Annotated in this window: 15 protein-coding genes; 7 read left to right on the top strand and 8 right to left on the bottom strand. The window is 72.7% G+C overall.

Annotation, left to right across the window (positions count from 1 at the left end; genetic code table 11):
• From ACIGFK_RS37400 to ACIGFK_RS37390, 3 genes are all read right to left on the bottom strand, one after another.
• On the bottom strand, positions 1 to 374 hold a 374-nt coding region (locus ACIGFK_RS37400), incomplete at its 3' end, for an ATP-binding cassette domain-containing protein (protein ID WP_400055448.1).
• 81 nt (positions 375 to 455) lie between these two features.
• The gene (locus ACIGFK_RS37395; RefSeq protein WP_376657750.1) at positions 456 to 1,304 is read right to left on the bottom strand and encodes a DUF4097 domain-containing protein; all 849 of its coding nucleotides are present in this window, start codon (positions 1,302 to 1,304) and stop codon (positions 456 to 458) included.
• A gap of 90 nt (positions 1,305 to 1,394) precedes the next feature.
• Positions 1,395 to 1,913 (bottom strand): toxin-antitoxin system HicB family antitoxin, encoded by a 519-nt coding sequence (locus ACIGFK_RS37390; RefSeq protein ID WP_376657749.1) that lies wholly within the window; start codon positions 1,911 to 1,913, stop codon positions 1,395 to 1,397.
• Positions 1,914 to 2,223: 310 nt separating this feature from the next.
• Here ACIGFK_RS37390 and ACIGFK_RS37385 point away from each other — a divergent pair, with 310 nt between their 5' ends.
• Both ACIGFK_RS37385 and ACIGFK_RS37380 read left to right on the top strand, forming a co-directional pair.
• Complete coding sequence (locus ACIGFK_RS37385; RefSeq protein ID WP_386469663.1) at positions 2,224 to 2,730, top strand: DinB family protein; 507 nt, start codon at positions 2,224 to 2,226, stop codon at positions 2,728 to 2,730.
• Between the two features lie 207 nt (positions 2,731 to 2,937).
• Positions 2,938 to 4,128 (top strand): cytochrome P450, encoded by a 1,191-nt coding sequence (locus ACIGFK_RS37380; protein WP_376657747.1) that lies wholly within the window; start codon positions 2,938 to 2,940, stop codon positions 4,126 to 4,128.
• A gap of 19 nt (positions 4,129 to 4,147) precedes the next feature.
• Here ACIGFK_RS37380 and ACIGFK_RS37375 read toward each other — a convergent pair whose 3' ends face one another.
• Positions 4,148 to 4,642, bottom strand: a complete 495-nt coding sequence (locus ACIGFK_RS37375) for a hypothetical protein (RefSeq protein ID WP_376657746.1) — start codon at positions 4,640 to 4,642, stop codon at positions 4,148 to 4,150.
• A gap of 210 nt (positions 4,643 to 4,852) precedes the next feature.
• Here ACIGFK_RS37375 and ACIGFK_RS37370 point away from each other — a divergent pair, with 210 nt between their 5' ends.
• On the top strand, positions 4,853 to 6,499 hold the full coding sequence (locus ACIGFK_RS37370; protein WP_386469657.1) for a serine/threonine-protein kinase: 1,647 nt from the start codon (positions 4,853 to 4,855) through the stop codon (positions 6,497 to 6,499).
• Positions 6,500 to 6,634: 135 nt separating this feature from the next.
• Here ACIGFK_RS37370 and ACIGFK_RS37365 read toward each other — a convergent pair whose 3' ends face one another.
• On the bottom strand, positions 6,635 to 7,603 hold the full coding sequence (locus tag ACIGFK_RS37365) for a hypothetical protein (protein WP_400055438.1): 969 nt from the start codon (positions 7,601 to 7,603) through the stop codon (positions 6,635 to 6,637).
• Between the two features lie 74 nt (positions 7,604 to 7,677).
• Between ACIGFK_RS37365 and ACIGFK_RS37360 the strand changes: the two genes are divergently transcribed.
• Together ACIGFK_RS37360 and ACIGFK_RS37355 are read left to right on the top strand one after the other, a co-directional pair.
• Positions 7,678 to 8,271, top strand: a complete 594-nt coding sequence (locus tag ACIGFK_RS37360) for a TetR/AcrR family transcriptional regulator (protein WP_400055436.1) — start codon at positions 7,678 to 7,680, stop codon at positions 8,269 to 8,271.
• Positions 8,268 to 9,104, top strand: coding sequence for an alpha/beta fold hydrolase (locus ACIGFK_RS37355; protein WP_400055434.1), 837 nt, complete (start codon positions 8,268 to 8,270; stop codon positions 9,102 to 9,104). Before ACIGFK_RS37360 ends, ACIGFK_RS37355 begins: the two co-directional genes overlap by 4 nt.
• A 21-nt stretch (positions 9,105 to 9,125) precedes the next feature.
• Here ACIGFK_RS37355 and ACIGFK_RS37350 read toward each other — a convergent pair whose 3' ends face one another.
• On the bottom strand, positions 9,126 to 10,499 hold the full coding sequence (locus ACIGFK_RS37350) for an FAD-dependent oxidoreductase (protein ID WP_400055433.1): 1,374 nt from the start codon (positions 10,497 to 10,499) through the stop codon (positions 9,126 to 9,128).
• Between the two features lie 185 nt (positions 10,500 to 10,684).
• Between ACIGFK_RS37350 and ACIGFK_RS37345 the strand changes: the two genes are divergently transcribed.
• Positions 10,685 to 11,131 carry a hypothetical protein gene (locus ACIGFK_RS37345; protein WP_400055431.1) on the top strand — a complete coding sequence of 149 codons (447 nt, stop codon included), beginning with the start codon at positions 10,685 to 10,687 and terminating at the stop codon, positions 11,129 to 11,131.
• Between the two features lie 98 nt (positions 11,132 to 11,229).
• Here the strand turns inward: ACIGFK_RS37345 and ACIGFK_RS37340 are convergent, their stop codons facing one another.
• A complete protein-coding gene (locus ACIGFK_RS37340) occupies positions 11,230 to 12,219 on the bottom strand; it encodes a glycosyl hydrolase (protein WP_400055429.1) in 990 nt (329 codons plus the stop codon).
• A gap of 200 nt (positions 12,220 to 12,419) precedes the next feature.
• Complete coding sequence (locus ACIGFK_RS37335) at positions 12,420 to 12,545, bottom strand: hypothetical protein (protein WP_376657738.1); 126 nt, start codon at positions 12,543 to 12,545, stop codon at positions 12,420 to 12,422.
• Between the two features lie 95 nt (positions 12,546 to 12,640).
• Here ACIGFK_RS37335 and ACIGFK_RS37330 point away from each other — a divergent pair, with 95 nt between their 5' ends.
• Positions 12,641 to 13,297, top strand: coding sequence for a class I SAM-dependent methyltransferase (locus ACIGFK_RS37330; RefSeq protein ID WP_400055427.1), 657 nt, complete (start codon positions 12,641 to 12,643; stop codon positions 13,295 to 13,297).
• The last annotated feature ends 4 nt before the right edge of the window (positions 13,298 to 13,301 follow it).

Genomic DNA, 13,301 nt, shown 5'->3' with positions numbered 1-13,301 from the left:
CGCCGTCCCTCGCGCTTGGACAGGTGGTGCAGGTCCGCCATGAGGAGCATGTTCTCCTCGCCGGTGATCAGCCCGTCGACCGCGGAGAACTGCCCGGTCACACCGATCGCCGCACGTACGCCGTCCGGTGACGTGGCGAGGTCGTGTCCCGCGACCTGTGCCTGCCCGCCGTCGGCGCCGATGAGGGTGGAGAGGATCTTCACGACGGTGGTCTTGCCGGCGCCGTTCGGTCCGAGCAGTGCGAATACGGACCCGGCCGGGATGTGCAGATCGATGCCGTCGAGGACGGTCTTGTCGCCGTACGACTTGCGCAGACCGATCGCGGAGACGGCGGCGGGCGGCGGGGCGCCATCCCCCCGCCTGGACGTGGGCATGACAGAAGAAGGCATGTGGTCCTCCCGTTCGAAGGCTGAAGCGGCTGGGGGGCGGGTGAGCTGGGGCCGGTACTTCGGGGGTCAGTCCTTGGCGCGGCGGACGTCGATGTTGCCGTACCGGGTGCGGGCGCGGACCTGGACGGTGTCCTCGGTCTCCTCCGGGGCTTCGGACGAGGCGAGCGAGTTGCGCACCTGGCCGGAGCCTGAGCCGACGTCGAGCCAGGCGGCCGTTCCCTTGCGGATGCCGACCTCGATGGAACCGTAGGAGGTCTCCAACTGGACGTTTCCACGGGCCACTTCGCCCACGCGCAGGGTTCCGTGGGCAGTAGTGGCGGTGACCGAGTCCTCGGCGCGCCGGATCTCGATGTCGCCATTGGCGCCGCTCACGCGCAGCTCGCCGGTCGCGGCGCCGACGGTCGTGGTGCCGTGCGAGTTCTTCAGGACGGCGGAGCCGTCGACGACTCCGACGCGCAGGCTGCCGGAGCTGGTGGTGATCTCGGCCCTGCCCTCGACCCGGTCGACGCCGATCGAGCCGTGCGACGTGGTCAGTTTCAGCGGGCCGGTCACGTCGAAGCGGACGTCGCCCGTGGAGGTCTTCACGCGGACCTCTCCGAGCTTGCCCTCGCCGATCACATGGGCCCAGGAGCCCGTCAGGTCGATGCGTGAACCCGTGGGCAGTTCGACCGTCACGTCGACGGCGCCGGTGCGTCCGAGGCCGAGCAGGTTGGACTTGGGCGTCCTGACGGTCAGTTCGCCGTTCGCGTACGTGACCTCGGTCTGGTCGGCGGTCCGTACGTCCCGGTCCTTCCTGGGGTCGCGGGGCCGCACCTCGACGACGGTGTCGCGACGGTCGGTCGCGGTGAACTGGATGGAACCGGCCTCCACGTGCGCCGTGGCCGATACCGGTTCGGGAGTGTCGTAAGAAGGCATGGCTGTGCTGTCCTCCTGGGTCTGCAGGGCGTCCCCGCTGGTGGGACGTGGTGTGGATGAAGGGAGTCGGGCGCGGGCCGGGCGGGCTGGCTAGCGCACCCAGCCCGTGAAGCTCTGTCCGACGGTGCGGGTCCTCTCCGTCGCGCGCGGCTGGGCGCCGCCGTCGACCGCGGCGGACACGGCTCGCACGAGCCACGCGTTGACCGACAGGCCCTCGCGGCTCGCGGACTCCTCCGCGCGCGCCTTGAGCTGGGCCGGCAGACGCAGGTTGATCCGGGCCGTGCCGCCTTCGTCGGCGTCGGAGGGCGCCTGCACCACGGGCGGTTCGGCGGGCGGGGCGGCCGCTTCGACGGTGCCGCTGTCGGCGGGCGGCAGCGTCACGACGAAGTCGGGGTCGAGCCCGCGAAGCCGTACGTCGACGGAACCGGGGGCGAGTTCGCGGGTGATCTCGTCCATCGCGGCGGAGAGCACGTTGAGCATGGTCAGACGGGTCGCCGACTCGAGGGGGGCGGTGAGCCGCTCTGCCAGCTCGCGTGCTGCTTCGCCACCGGCTTCGGCGGCCACCGCGAGTTCGCGGCGGAGGTTGTTGACATACGGCGTGAGGTCCATGACATCAGTATGGTGCCACTTTGGCGCCATGGGCAAACATCGAGGCGGTCTTTTTGTGTCGGCAGCGGATGAGAAGGCTCTGAACTGCTGAAATGCAAGGGTGCCCGAGTCCTTCGGTTCGCCGCCACACGCCTTCGTGCGCCGCCGGGGGTGGGCAGTGACGCCGTTCGGCGCCAAGTGGTGCCACATGGTGCCACCCGGTGCCGAAGGTGCCGCGGGTGCGGCGGAGCGGCCCTTGGGAGCGGGAGCGGTCCGGGGTCGTCGATAAATGCTTCGACACCGGTCCCGGTGATCGGGGACGCTTCGCGCGATGACCAGAACCGATGACACGCCAACCGCGTGGGACGAGCGCACCCAGCTCACCACGTTCCTCGACTACGCACGTGACACCGCCCGCGCCAAGTGTGAGGGCGTCTCCGCCGGCGACGCGCGCAAGGCGCTCCTGCCGGGCTCGCCGCTGATGACCCTGAGCGGCCTGATCAACCACCTCCGCTGGGTCGAGTACTACTGGTTCCAGGTGGTCTTCCTCGGCGAGGAGGACGGGGGTCCGTGGACCCGGGAGGACCCCGACCGCGAGATGCGCATCGCCGTCGACTTCCCGCTGGCGCAACTGCTCGACGAATACGCTGAACAGAGCTCCCGCTACCGCGAACTGGTCGCCGGGAGCGCACTGGACGAGAAGGCGCAGCGAGCCGTCCGGGACGGCGTCCACGTCGACCTGCGCTGGATCCTCCTCCACCTCACCGAAGAGACGGCCCGCCACAACGGCCACCTGGACATCCTGCGCGAGATGCTCGACGGCACGACCGGCGGGTAGTTCCGGCCGCCGCGGCGCGGCCGACGCTTGGGCATTGCCTTCATTTCTCAATCATTGCAACGCGTCGTTGCATTCAGATTCAGTCCATTGCACTGATTCAGGTCATCTGGCCTGCGTAAATGTAGATCAGTGGATTGACCGAATTCTGAATGCAACGTAGCTTTCGGCTCACGTTGAACATGTGGTGCCGCGAGATGAGGAATGGTCATGAGTGAATCCGTCCACACCGTCACGGAACTTCCGGCGGAGCGCCGGCCGGGCTGCCCCTTCGATCCGCCGGCAGAGCTGATCGACGCCCGTGCGCACAGCCCCATCAGCCGCTACACCCACCCCGGCGGAAAGCCCGGCTGGCTGATCACCGGATACGACCTGGTCAGGTCGGTCCTGGCCGACCCGCGGTTCAGCTCGCGCAAAGAGCTCCTGAACGTGGTCGACTTCGAGATCCCGCCCGCGCCCCCCGGTGAGTTCCTCCTCATGGACGAACCGCAGCACGGGCGCTACCGCAAGCCGCTGGTGGGCAAGTTCACCGCGCGACGGATGCGGCTGCTCGCCGAGCGCATCGAGGAGATCACCACCGGCTGCCTGGACGCGATGGAGAAGGCGGGGCCGTCGGCCGACCTGGTCACCGCGTTCGCCAAGCCCATCCCCACCATCGTCATCTGCGAGCTCCTGGGGGTCCCGTACGAGGACCGGGCCTCCTTCCAGGAGCAGATCGACAAGTTCATGAACGGGGAGACGGGCGACGAGGAGCTCCTGGCGGCCTACACCGCGACCCAGGAGTACCTCGCGCAGCTCGTGGCCGCCAAGCGCGCGAACCCCACCGACGACGTGCTCAGCGAACTCACGGACAGCGACCTGACCGAGGAGGAGCTGAAGGGCATCGCCCTGATCCTGCTCGCGGCCGGTTTCGACACCACCGCGAACATGCTCTCCCTCGGGGTCTTCGCGCTGCTGCAGAACCCGGAGCAACTGGCCGCGCTGCGCGACGATCCCGCGCTCATCGACACGGCCGTCGAGGAGCTGCTGCGGTACCTGAGCGTCGCCAAGTCGTTCATGAGGACGGCGCTGGAGGACGTCGAGGTGGGCGGGCAGACCATCGAGGCCGGCACGACGGTCGTCCTGTCGTACAACACCGCCAACCGCGACCCCGAGCGCTTCCCCGCTCCCCACGAGCTCGACCTCCGCAGGGAGGACGGTGGGCACCTGGCCTTCGGCCACGGCATCCACCTGTGCCTGGGCGCGCAGCTGGCCCGCATCGAAATGCGGGTCGCCGTGAACGCGCTGCTGCAACGATTCCCGACGCTGCGCCTGGCCGTACCGGCCGAAGAGGTGTCCCTGCGCCCCGAGAGCGCGGACATCTACGGGGTCAAGAGCCTCCCGGTCACCTGGGACGCGTGACCCGGCTCCGGCCGTCCCGTCAGTACACGAGCTTGTACGTCACGTCCTTGGACACCGGTGCCGGTGCGGTGTCGGTGTACAGGAGCCGGATCGTGGAGTACCGCTGGACGCCGGGGTGATCGGGCCAAACCTGCGGGTTGCTCAGGGTCACCGACACCGGGTACGGGCGGAAACGGCCGGCCGCACAGTAGGGGCGGCAGTCGTTGACCATGTCGACCCCGGTGGCCGTCGCGGTCTTCGCCCCCCAGCTGTCCCAGCGCAGACCGACGAGGCGGTTGTTGCCGTCGCCACAGGCCAGGATGTATTCCTCGGGGCGGATCTGGGGCTGCGAGGAGCAGTCGACGACCACGACGGGGGCCGCCGGATCCAGCGGCCGGGGGGCCGCAGGGCCGGCGGTGTGCGCCGACGCCGGGACCACGGTGGCGGCCAGGGCCGCCGCCGTGCACAGCAGGGTGGCCGTCCGCACCCCGCGCCGGACTGCGCGCGTGGAGCGGTCGGCTGCTGGAACGTTCACGGAAGACCTGCCTCCCCGCCATCGGTGTTGCGGCCATACCCAGCTTCCCCCATCCGTGTGGAGCGCGCACCCGCAGCCGGCCGCGGCCCGCCGGGGCGGGCGGGCCCGGATGCCTCCTGCCCTCCGGGCGTGGGGCTCGTCCCTTAGGGTGGCCACCGGACGGACCGTGCACCGCAGGTCCGCGGACAGGCGTGGGGGACGGGGGAGTTGGTGGATCTTTTGCGGCCGGGGGACCCGCCGGAGATCGGGGGCTACCGCCTGCTGGCGCGCCTCGGTTCGGGAGGGATGGGCGAGGTGTTCCTGGCCCGGACGGCCTCCGGCCGGCCGCTGGCCCTGAAGACCGTGCACCGGGAGCTGAGCCTGGATCCGGACTTCGCCGGGCGGTTCGCCCGCGAGATACACACCAACGACCGGGTGCGCAGTGCATGGACGGTCTCGGTGGTGGATTTCAGCCCGTCGGGGGAGCTGCCGCAGTGGCTGGCGACGGAGTACATCGCCGCGCCGACGCTGGGGGACTGGGTCCAGCGGTACGGGCCCCTCGCCGCGCCGGCCGTGACGTGCCTGGCGCGGGAGCTGGCGGCCGCGCTGGTCACCGTACGGGCGACCGGGGTGGTCCACCGGGACATCAAGCCGGCCAACGTGCTGCTCGGTCCGGAGCGGCCCTTCCTCATCGATTTCGGCATCGCCCGCGCGGTGCGCGACCCGCGCCACACGCAGACGGGCACGGTCATCGGCACGCCGGGCTACCTCGCGCCTGAGCAGGCGACGGGCGCCGTGGCGTCGGCTCCGGCGGACGTCTTCTCCCTGGCCGCCGTCCTCGTGTACGCCGCCACCGGCCGCAGTCCGTTCCTGGCAGCCGGCGAGGACCTGGGCCTGCCGGCCCTCCTGTACCGGATCGTCCACGACGAGCCGGTCCTCGACGGCCTGCCGGAGCCGCTGCTGCCCCTGGTACGGCAGTGTCTGGAGAAGGATCCGGAGCGGCGCCCGACGGCCGAGGAGGTGCGGGCGCGGCTCGGCGAACCGGCCGAGGAGGAGTGGGCCGGCGTGGTGCCGGCGGCGCTGGTGGCGGACGTCGGCCGCCGGGAGACCGAACTGCGGCGGCTCCTGGCCGCATCGCAGCCGCCCGTCCAGGCCCCTGCGGGGACCGCCGCTTCGCCGGTTCCCCCGCTCCCGCCGCAGCCCGCCCCCTTCGGGCCGGCGGTCCCGTCCACCGCGCCCGCGGCTCCCCGGGCCGTGCCCGGCCACCCGCCGGGCCCGAGGGGGCGGGCCTCCCGCCGGTCCCTGGTGATCGGCGCGGCCGCCGGTGCCGCGGTCCTCGCGGTGGTCGTCACGCTGGTGGTCCGGTACGCGGGAGGCGGCGACGGCGGCGCCGGGGCCGCTCCCTCCGCCCGTTCGTCCGGACCGTCGTCGCCCGGAGCGTCGTCCGGGCAGTCGTCGGCGCAGCCGTCGTCCGCGGCGGCGTTGCCCGAGTCGTGGGCCGGCACCTGGTCCGGCACCGGGCCCGGGACGCCGGAGGCGGACGGCATCTCGCGTGCGAGAACAGGTGAGTTCGCCGTCACCGTCACCCTGCACGCCGGGGTGGTGGGCGAACTCGTGGGACGGCAGGTCAGCGACGTCAAGGAGGTCTCCACCGGGCGGAACCTGGGGTGCACGGAGGCCCTCGAGCTGCGGCAGATCGGCCGCGACACCGCGGTCTTCGCGGCGGTGACCAGCCACCCGACCGATCGCACGGCCACCTTCGACTGCCCCCAGGGCAACCTCTACGTGCTGAGCCTGGCGGCGCCGGACCGGCTGACCCTCGAGTCGGAGGGAGCGCAGTCGGCCGGCGCTCCCGCCTCCCTCACCCGCCGGCCCTGAACCACCGGCCCGCCCGCTGCGCGGCGGGCGGGGACCGGTGTCGTGGGTCCGGCCGGAGCGGCGTCCGCCCTTCCGGGGGCCGTGTGCCCTCCGGGGGACCGCCCGCCTCAGGGGGCGTTCGCCCTCCGCGGGCCGTCAGCCGGTGCAGCCCGGGACCGCCCCGGCCGGGCTGCAGTTGTTCGGCTGGTTGTCGCGGATGGCGTCGCCGTTCACGGTGAGGGCGCCGGAGGCCTTGAAGATGCCGCCGCCGTCGCCCGCCCTGTTGTGGGTGACGGTGTTCGCCTCCAGCGCGGTGGTGCCCAGCCCGGTGGTGCCCCCGGCGAGGTAGAGGCCGCCGCCCTGGGCCGTGCCGTCCTTCGCGGCGACGGTGTTCCGCAGGACCTCGTTGCGCCGGGCGGTCAGGGTGCCGCCGTCTGGGTTGTCGATGCCGCCGCCCTGGGCCGTGCCCTTCGGTGCGCTGACGGTGTTGCCGACGATGTGGCTGTCGTTCAGGTCGAGGGTGCCGAAGGGGCCCACGCGGACGCCGCCGCCGCGCGCGGTGCCGCCCTCGGCTACGGCCCGGTTGCCGCTGATCCGCACCTTGCTCACGGTCATCAGGGCGTTGTTCGCGATGCCACCGCCCTGGGCGGTGCCGTGCGGAGAGTCCGACGTGTTGTCCGTGATGGCGCCGCCGGTCACGGTCAGCCTCCCGGGCAGCGGGATGCCGTTGGAGACGGCGGCACGTGCGAAGCCGCCCGGGGCGAAGGAACGGTTCCTGCTGATGACCGTGGACTCGATCGTCGTCGGGGCGAAGCTGATGATGCCGGCCCCGAAGGCGAAGCTCTGCGTGTCCGCGGTGACCGTCGCGGTGTTCCCGGTGAGCCGCGAGCGGGTGACCGTCATCGGGCCGTCGTTCACGATGGCGGCGCCCGCGGCGCCACCACCGTTCTCGCTCCCGCTGTAGACCACGCGGTTCCCGGCCACCTCGGTCTCGCTGATGCTTCCCGGCGGGATCCGTCCGGGGCGGGCGGACAACCCGTCCGGGTGGGCGGACGACCCGTCCGGCCGAGAGGGCGACCCGTTCGGGCGGGAGCGCAGCCCGTCGGGGCGGGCGGGGTCCTGCACGGAGCCGGTTCCCGATTGCGTTTCCTAGGACCATTAGGTTAAAACTAGAGCTACTAGGATCTTGAGGAGGGCGCATGGCGCGGGCAGGGCTGACGGCGGAGCGGGTGACGGTCGCGGGCGCCGAGCTGGCGGACGAGGTCGGGCTGGACCGGGTGACCATGTCGCAGGTGGCGCGCCGGCTCGGCGTGAAGGACGCCAGCCTCTACACGCACGTCCGAGGCCTGGAGGACCTGCGCGGACGGATCGCTCTGCTGGCGGCGGACGAGAAGACCATCCGCATCGCGGAGGCGACCTCCGGACGGGCCGGCAAGGACGCGCTGGTCGCGTTCGCCGATGCCTGGCGGGAGTACGCCCACGCGCACCCGGGCCGCTACGCGGCGACGCAGACCCCGATCCGGATCGACCCCGTACTGGCCGCCGACGCTCCCGGACCACGGCGGGCCGTCGAGCTGACCTACGGCATGCTCCGCGGCTACGGACTGGCCGAGCCCGACCTGACCGACGCCGTCCGGCTGCTGCGCAGCACGTTCCACGGGTTCGTCGCCCTCGAGGCCGCGGGCGGCTTCGCCCGCGAGCGTTCGCCCCAGCAGTCCTGGGTCCGCGCCCTCGACGCCCTCCACACGCTCCTGGAGCACTGGCCCCCGTCCCGAGAAGGAGACCCCGCATGACCGCCCCGACCACCGGCCGCCTGCGCGTGAACGGCGCGACCCTCCACTACGAAGTGCGCGGCCACGGCCCGCTCCTGCTGCTGATCCCCGGCGGGTCGGGCGGCGCGGCCTCCTTCGACGGCATCGCCGACCTCCTGGCCGCCGACCACACGGTCGCCTCGTACGATCCGCGCGGCATGTCCGGCAGCACGCTCGACGACCCCCGGGCCGAGCAGCACGTGGCCGAGCACGCCGACGACGCCCTGCGAATACTGGACCTGCTCTCGCCCGGTGAACCGGCACGCGTCTTCGGCTCCAGCTCGGGTGCGATCGCCGCCCTGCACCTGCTCACCGCCCGTCCCGAACGCGTCGAACGCCTCGTGGCCCACGAGCCGCCGGTGGTGGAGGTCCTGCCGGACGCCCCCGCACACCGCGCGCTCGTCGCGCGCGTGCAGGCGACGTTCCACGCGGAGGGGCTCATGCCGGCGATGGCCGTCTTCGCCGAGGGGCTCAGGAAGGACGGCGCCACCGCCGGGCAGAAGGCCGAGGCCGGCCTTCCGTCCCAGGCGGCGGCGCGGGCCGAGCGCACGATGGCCAACCTGCCCTACTTCGTCGGGCGCATCGTGCCGGGCTTCATGTCCTACGTCCCCGACACCGACCGGCTGGCGGCCCTGTCGGACCGGCTCGTGCTCGCCTGCGGCCAGGACTCGCGCGGTGAACTGGCCTACCGCCCGGCCGCCTTGCTGGCCGAGCGGTTCGGCCGGGAACTCGTCCACTTCCCCGGCGGGCACACCGGCCTGACCACGCACCCCACCGAGTTCGGCGAGCTCCTCCGGAAGACCCTCGACGCCTGACGTGCGGTGCGCGGCAGGCGATCAGCCGGCCACGAGCGCGTCCCACTGGTCGCGGGTCGGGCCGTCGGGCTCGGGCGAGAAGTCCGGGCGGGCCGCCAGCCAGGCCGTGACGCGTCCGTCCACTTCCTCCGAGCCGTAGGCCTCCTGGGCCGGCCGCAGGAGGTGGCGCACCTGGGCCCGGGCCCGCATGACGACCGGATCCTCGAAGGCGCACACGGCCAGCGCCGCGGCCCGCCGGTCCGAGAGGGGCGAACTCTCCGCCAGGCGCCGCTCGTTCGCGCGGTCGGCCGTCACCTGCGCGTCGTACCACGGCCGGAGGTCCTCCGCCGTCCAGGAGTGGTAGACGGCGGGGTCCGCGGCGATCAGGTCGGCATGCGCGGCGAGGTGCTGGGCGGCGCGCAGGCCGAGGGCCACGCCGTGACCGAGGGTGGGGTTGGTGTGGATGAGGCTGTCCCCGGCGTTGACCAGGCCGGTGACGACGGGTCCGTCGGCGTCGGTGAGGGAGGTCCAGCGGTTGTCCAGCCCGGCCATCGCCAGTACTGCGGACCGTGGTTCGGGATCCAGGTCGAGCCAGGCGGCGGTGGCGGGGAAGCGGCGGGCGGCGGCCTCGAACACCTCGGGATCGGTGAGCGCGCCTCGGGTCGGATCGCCCGTGGAGAGTACGAGGTGCAGCGCGAAGGTGTCGTTGTCGGACGGGAAGACGCCCGCCAGCGCGAACGGCGAGGCGGAGCCGGTCTTCACCCGCCCGGGGTCGCGCGGGCCGTCGGCGCGCAGCCGGTACCAGCGGCACAGGTACGCGATCCCGGCGCGGTGGCTGTCGACCACGGGCGGCCGACAGCCGGCTCCGACCAGCCAGGCGGGCACCGGCGAGCGGCGGCCGGAGGCGTCGACGACGAGGTCCGCCGGATGCGTCTGCCCATCCGCCTGCACACCGGTGACCCGGGCGGGACGGCCCTCCTCGATCGCGAGACCGTGCACCCGGCAGCCGCGCCGGACGTCCACGCCGGGTTCGCGCCGCACGGCCGCCGTCAAAGAGGCCTCCAGCACGATCCTGCGGGTGCGCAGGGTCACCAGCTCCTCGTCGCCGTCCCGGTGCGGCGGGTGCTCGCCGAACCAGTCGAAGTCGTGGTACTCCCGGGCCCCGCGTGCCAGGAGGTCCTCGTAGACGTCGGGGGTTTCGGTGAGCAGCACCGTGCGTACGGGTGCGAGGAAGGAATGGGGCTGGAGGGCCTGCGGAACCCGGGGCCGCTTCCAGTCGTAGAAGTCCTCGTCCAGGTCGTCTCCGGCCTGCCGCGCGTCCTGCTCGAACAACGTGACCGTGTGGTCCCGCCGACCGAGCATGAGCGCTGTTGCCAGCCCGCTGATACCGCCACCGATGATCGCAACCCGCGCCACTCGATCTCCTCTTCGCGTCGTGTTGCGGGACGAGCCTACTGCCTGATGATCTCCGCTCGTCAACCGGAGCCGTCCGTCGCGGTGTTGAAAGCGCCACACTGTGTTCCGGGCCGCAGTTCCGGCGTTGCCCCTCCCCGATCGGCATGTACCTGGCAGCATCGGCACCACCGGACAAGGGGGGTCCCATGCGGGTGCGTGCCCGATTGCTCACTGCCGTCACCACAGCCGCCGTCACCGGGGCGCTGCTCACGGGGTGCGGATCGACCCCGGCGGAGGAGCTGGAGGACTGGTGGTCCGGGGGTGGTGAGAGCAGGATCAAGGCCCTCACAGACACCGCGGGCCGGGTCAACGAGGTGAGCATGCGCCCGATGGACACCTGGGGCACCGCCTGCCAGGAGCTGCTGGCAGAGGTGGCGAAGGCCAAGAAGCTGGACACCCTGCCGAGCGACAACGCCCGGGGCTTCTGGAAGGAAGCCCTGACCGCCTTCGAGCACGGCGGCAGCGAATGCGCCGACGGGGCGGGCGAGAAGGACCAGCCCCGTGCATCCGCGGGTATCCGCGAGGTGCAGACGGGCATCAGCCGGCTGGCGTCCACCGTGTCCATGATCAGGAACGACCTGAAGGCCAAGTGACCGCGCGGCCGGATGACCGGGCGCCCGGTCGGTCGGGCGCCCGGCTGACCGGCTGCCGGGCTGACCGACTGGCCGACCGGCCGACCGGCCCCGCGGGATCACCGCCGCGGGGACAGGAACTCCCGGAACACCTGCGCGGAGCGCGGGTTCTCGCCGCACTGCCACACGCCGTGCGGGCAGTAGTCGGTGATGCTGTGGTACAGCGGTTCGTGCTCGGCGATCCATGCCAGCATGCGCCGCACGTACTCGGGGTTGTCGCCGTTGCGGAACAGCCCCCATTCGGGGTACGAGATCCGCTTGCGGTGCGCCTTCGCGAAGTCGACCTGCTGCTGGAGCCCGTACGGCTGGTGGACCTGTTCGTCGAAGTCGTCGCCGGGCGGCTGGTCGTAGCTGTCCATGCCGACGACGTCGACCACGTCGTCGCCGGGGTAGCAGCTGGTCCAGGCGATCGCGTCGCCGCCGCGGTTGGGGGCGAAGTCGAACCGGAACCGCTGGCCCTTCACCGAACGCATGGCACCCACGATGCGCCGCCAGTACCTCTTCCAGTTCTCGGGGTCGGGCCGGCAGCGGTGGGTGTAGTTGAAGCCGTTCATCTCCCAGCCGAGCACGATCACCGTGTCCGGCACCCCGAGCCCGACCAGCCGCTCGGCGAGCCGTCGGAAGTGGAGGTCGTACTCGCCCCGCGCGCCGGCCCGGATCAGCTCGGCGACCCGGCCGTCGGGGACGCCCGCCTCGTTGCGCTCCAGCATGGGCACGTTCAGGACGAACAGCCGGTCGGCCCGCGCCTTGCGCCACTGCGCCCAGGTGCGCAGGGAATCGGGCGCCCCCTCGATGTTCTCCCAGGTGTCCCCGGGCAGGTAGGTGTGCCCGGCGCGCAGTTCCGTGCCGCCGAGCCAGCGCGAGAACTCCTGCATCCTCTCGACGCCGGGCGAGCCGTAGTGCAGGTAGGCGCCCACCGCGACCTCGCTTCCGGCACTCCCGCCCGAGCCCTCGCGCGGCCGCGCCGCGTGGGAGCACCCGGCCACGAGCAGACCGGCGGCGACCGTACTCGCACAGGCGCGCACCAGCCGGCGGCCCCGACGGGACATGGCGCCTCCACACGCTTCGCGGACCGACGTACCTGGCTGCGACGTTAGCCACCCGGCCGCCTCCCGGCCTGCCCGGTGCCCCCGCGCTGAGCCATTGGCGGCACCCGATCACCCCGGCTTGGCCCGACCGGGCGAAGGCCGCGACGCTCATGTCCGAGCGGCAGCAGGCCTCGACGCCGCCCCTCCTCGCGACGGCTCGGTCAGGGGCCGGTGTGCACGTCCGAGGCCGGGGCCGGCTCGGCCCGGGCGGCGATCAGGGGGCCGAGCAGGCGGGTGCCCGGTCCTGCCTGGCCGCCGGGGCCGGGCAGTTGTGTCGTACCGGCCACCGTGAGCGGTTCCCGGCAGGCGTCGCAGGTCACGACCGGCGTGGCGAGGTGCCCGCAGGCGTCGTGGCGGACGAGGGCGGGAATACCTGCGGCGGGTGCTCTCGGAGCTGGGCCTCGCAGCGGCCGGCAGCCGGGCGCTCGTCGTCGGCAGCGGGCGCGGCCTGCCGGCCCGGGGTCTCGCCCGGCTCGGATTCGAGGTCGTCGCCGCCGACCCGTCCCCCGCCGCGACGGCCCTCGCCCAGGACGCGGACGACGGTCTCGGCCTCACGTACGTGACCTCGCCCGCGGAGCAACTCGCTCTGCCGGACGGCTCCTTCGACCTCGTGCACTGCGCCGACACCCTCGAGATCACCGAACGGCCGGACGCGGTCCTCGCGGAGGCGGCGCGCGTACTGCGGCCCGGCGGGGCCTTCGTCTACGACACGGTGAACCGCACCCCCGTGGCCCGCCTCATCTACCTCGGCGCCTTCCAGGCCTTCCCGGGCACCCGGATCATGCCCCGTGGGCGCTACGCCGCCGACCGGCTGCGCCGCCCCGAGGAGCTCGCCCGGGCCCTCGACCGGGCAGGGCTGTCCGCTCAGGACGTCTCCTCGTTCAAACCGCGCGACGTACGCAGTCTCGTCCGCGCGACGCGCGGGCGCAGGCGCGGCACCCTGACCGACGAGCAACTGCCGGACCTGGTCCACATGGTGCTGGTCCCGGGAGGCAGCCCGGTGATGACGTACCTGGGGTACGCGGTCCACCGGGGCTGACCCG

The sequence above is a fragment of the Streptomyces sp. NPDC085524 genome (genome assembly GCF_044541755.1).
Lineage (GTDB): Bacteria > Actinomycetota > Actinomycetes > Streptomycetales > Streptomycetaceae > Streptomyces.
The sequence above is the reverse complement of the archived record's forward strand: the minus strand, read 5'-3'. Positions and strand labels throughout refer to the sequence as shown.

Excerpts from the sequence above, each read along its gene's own strand:
- ACIGFK_RS37385 (WP_386469663.1), top strand. The coding sequence starts at position 2,224 with ATGACCAGAACCGATGACACGCCAACCGCGTGGGACGAGCGCACCCAG.
- ACIGFK_RS37355 (WP_400055434.1), top strand. The coding sequence starts at position 8,268 with ATGACCGCCCCGACCACCGGCCGCCTGCGCGTGAACGGCGCGACCCTC.
- ACIGFK_RS37390 (WP_376657749.1), bottom strand. The coding sequence starts at position 1,913 with ATGGACCTCACGCCGTATGTCAACAACCTCCGCCGCGAACTCGCGGTG.
- ACIGFK_RS37345 (WP_400055431.1), top strand. The coding sequence starts at position 10,685 with ATGCGGGTGCGTGCCCGATTGCTCACTGCCGTCACCACAGCCGCCGTC.
- ACIGFK_RS37340 (WP_400055429.1), bottom strand. The coding sequence starts at position 12,219 with ATGTCCCGTCGGGGCCGCCGGCTGGTGCGCGCCTGTGCGAGTACGGTC.
- ACIGFK_RS37360 (WP_400055436.1), top strand. The coding sequence starts at position 7,678 with ATGGCGCGGGCAGGGCTGACGGCGGAGCGGGTGACGGTCGCGGGCGCC.
- ACIGFK_RS37395 (WP_376657750.1), bottom strand. The coding sequence starts at position 1,304 with ATGCCTTCTTACGACACTCCCGAACCGGTATCGGCCACGGCGCACGTG.
- ACIGFK_RS37380 (WP_376657747.1), top strand. The coding sequence starts at position 2,938 with ATGAGTGAATCCGTCCACACCGTCACGGAACTTCCGGCGGAGCGCCGG.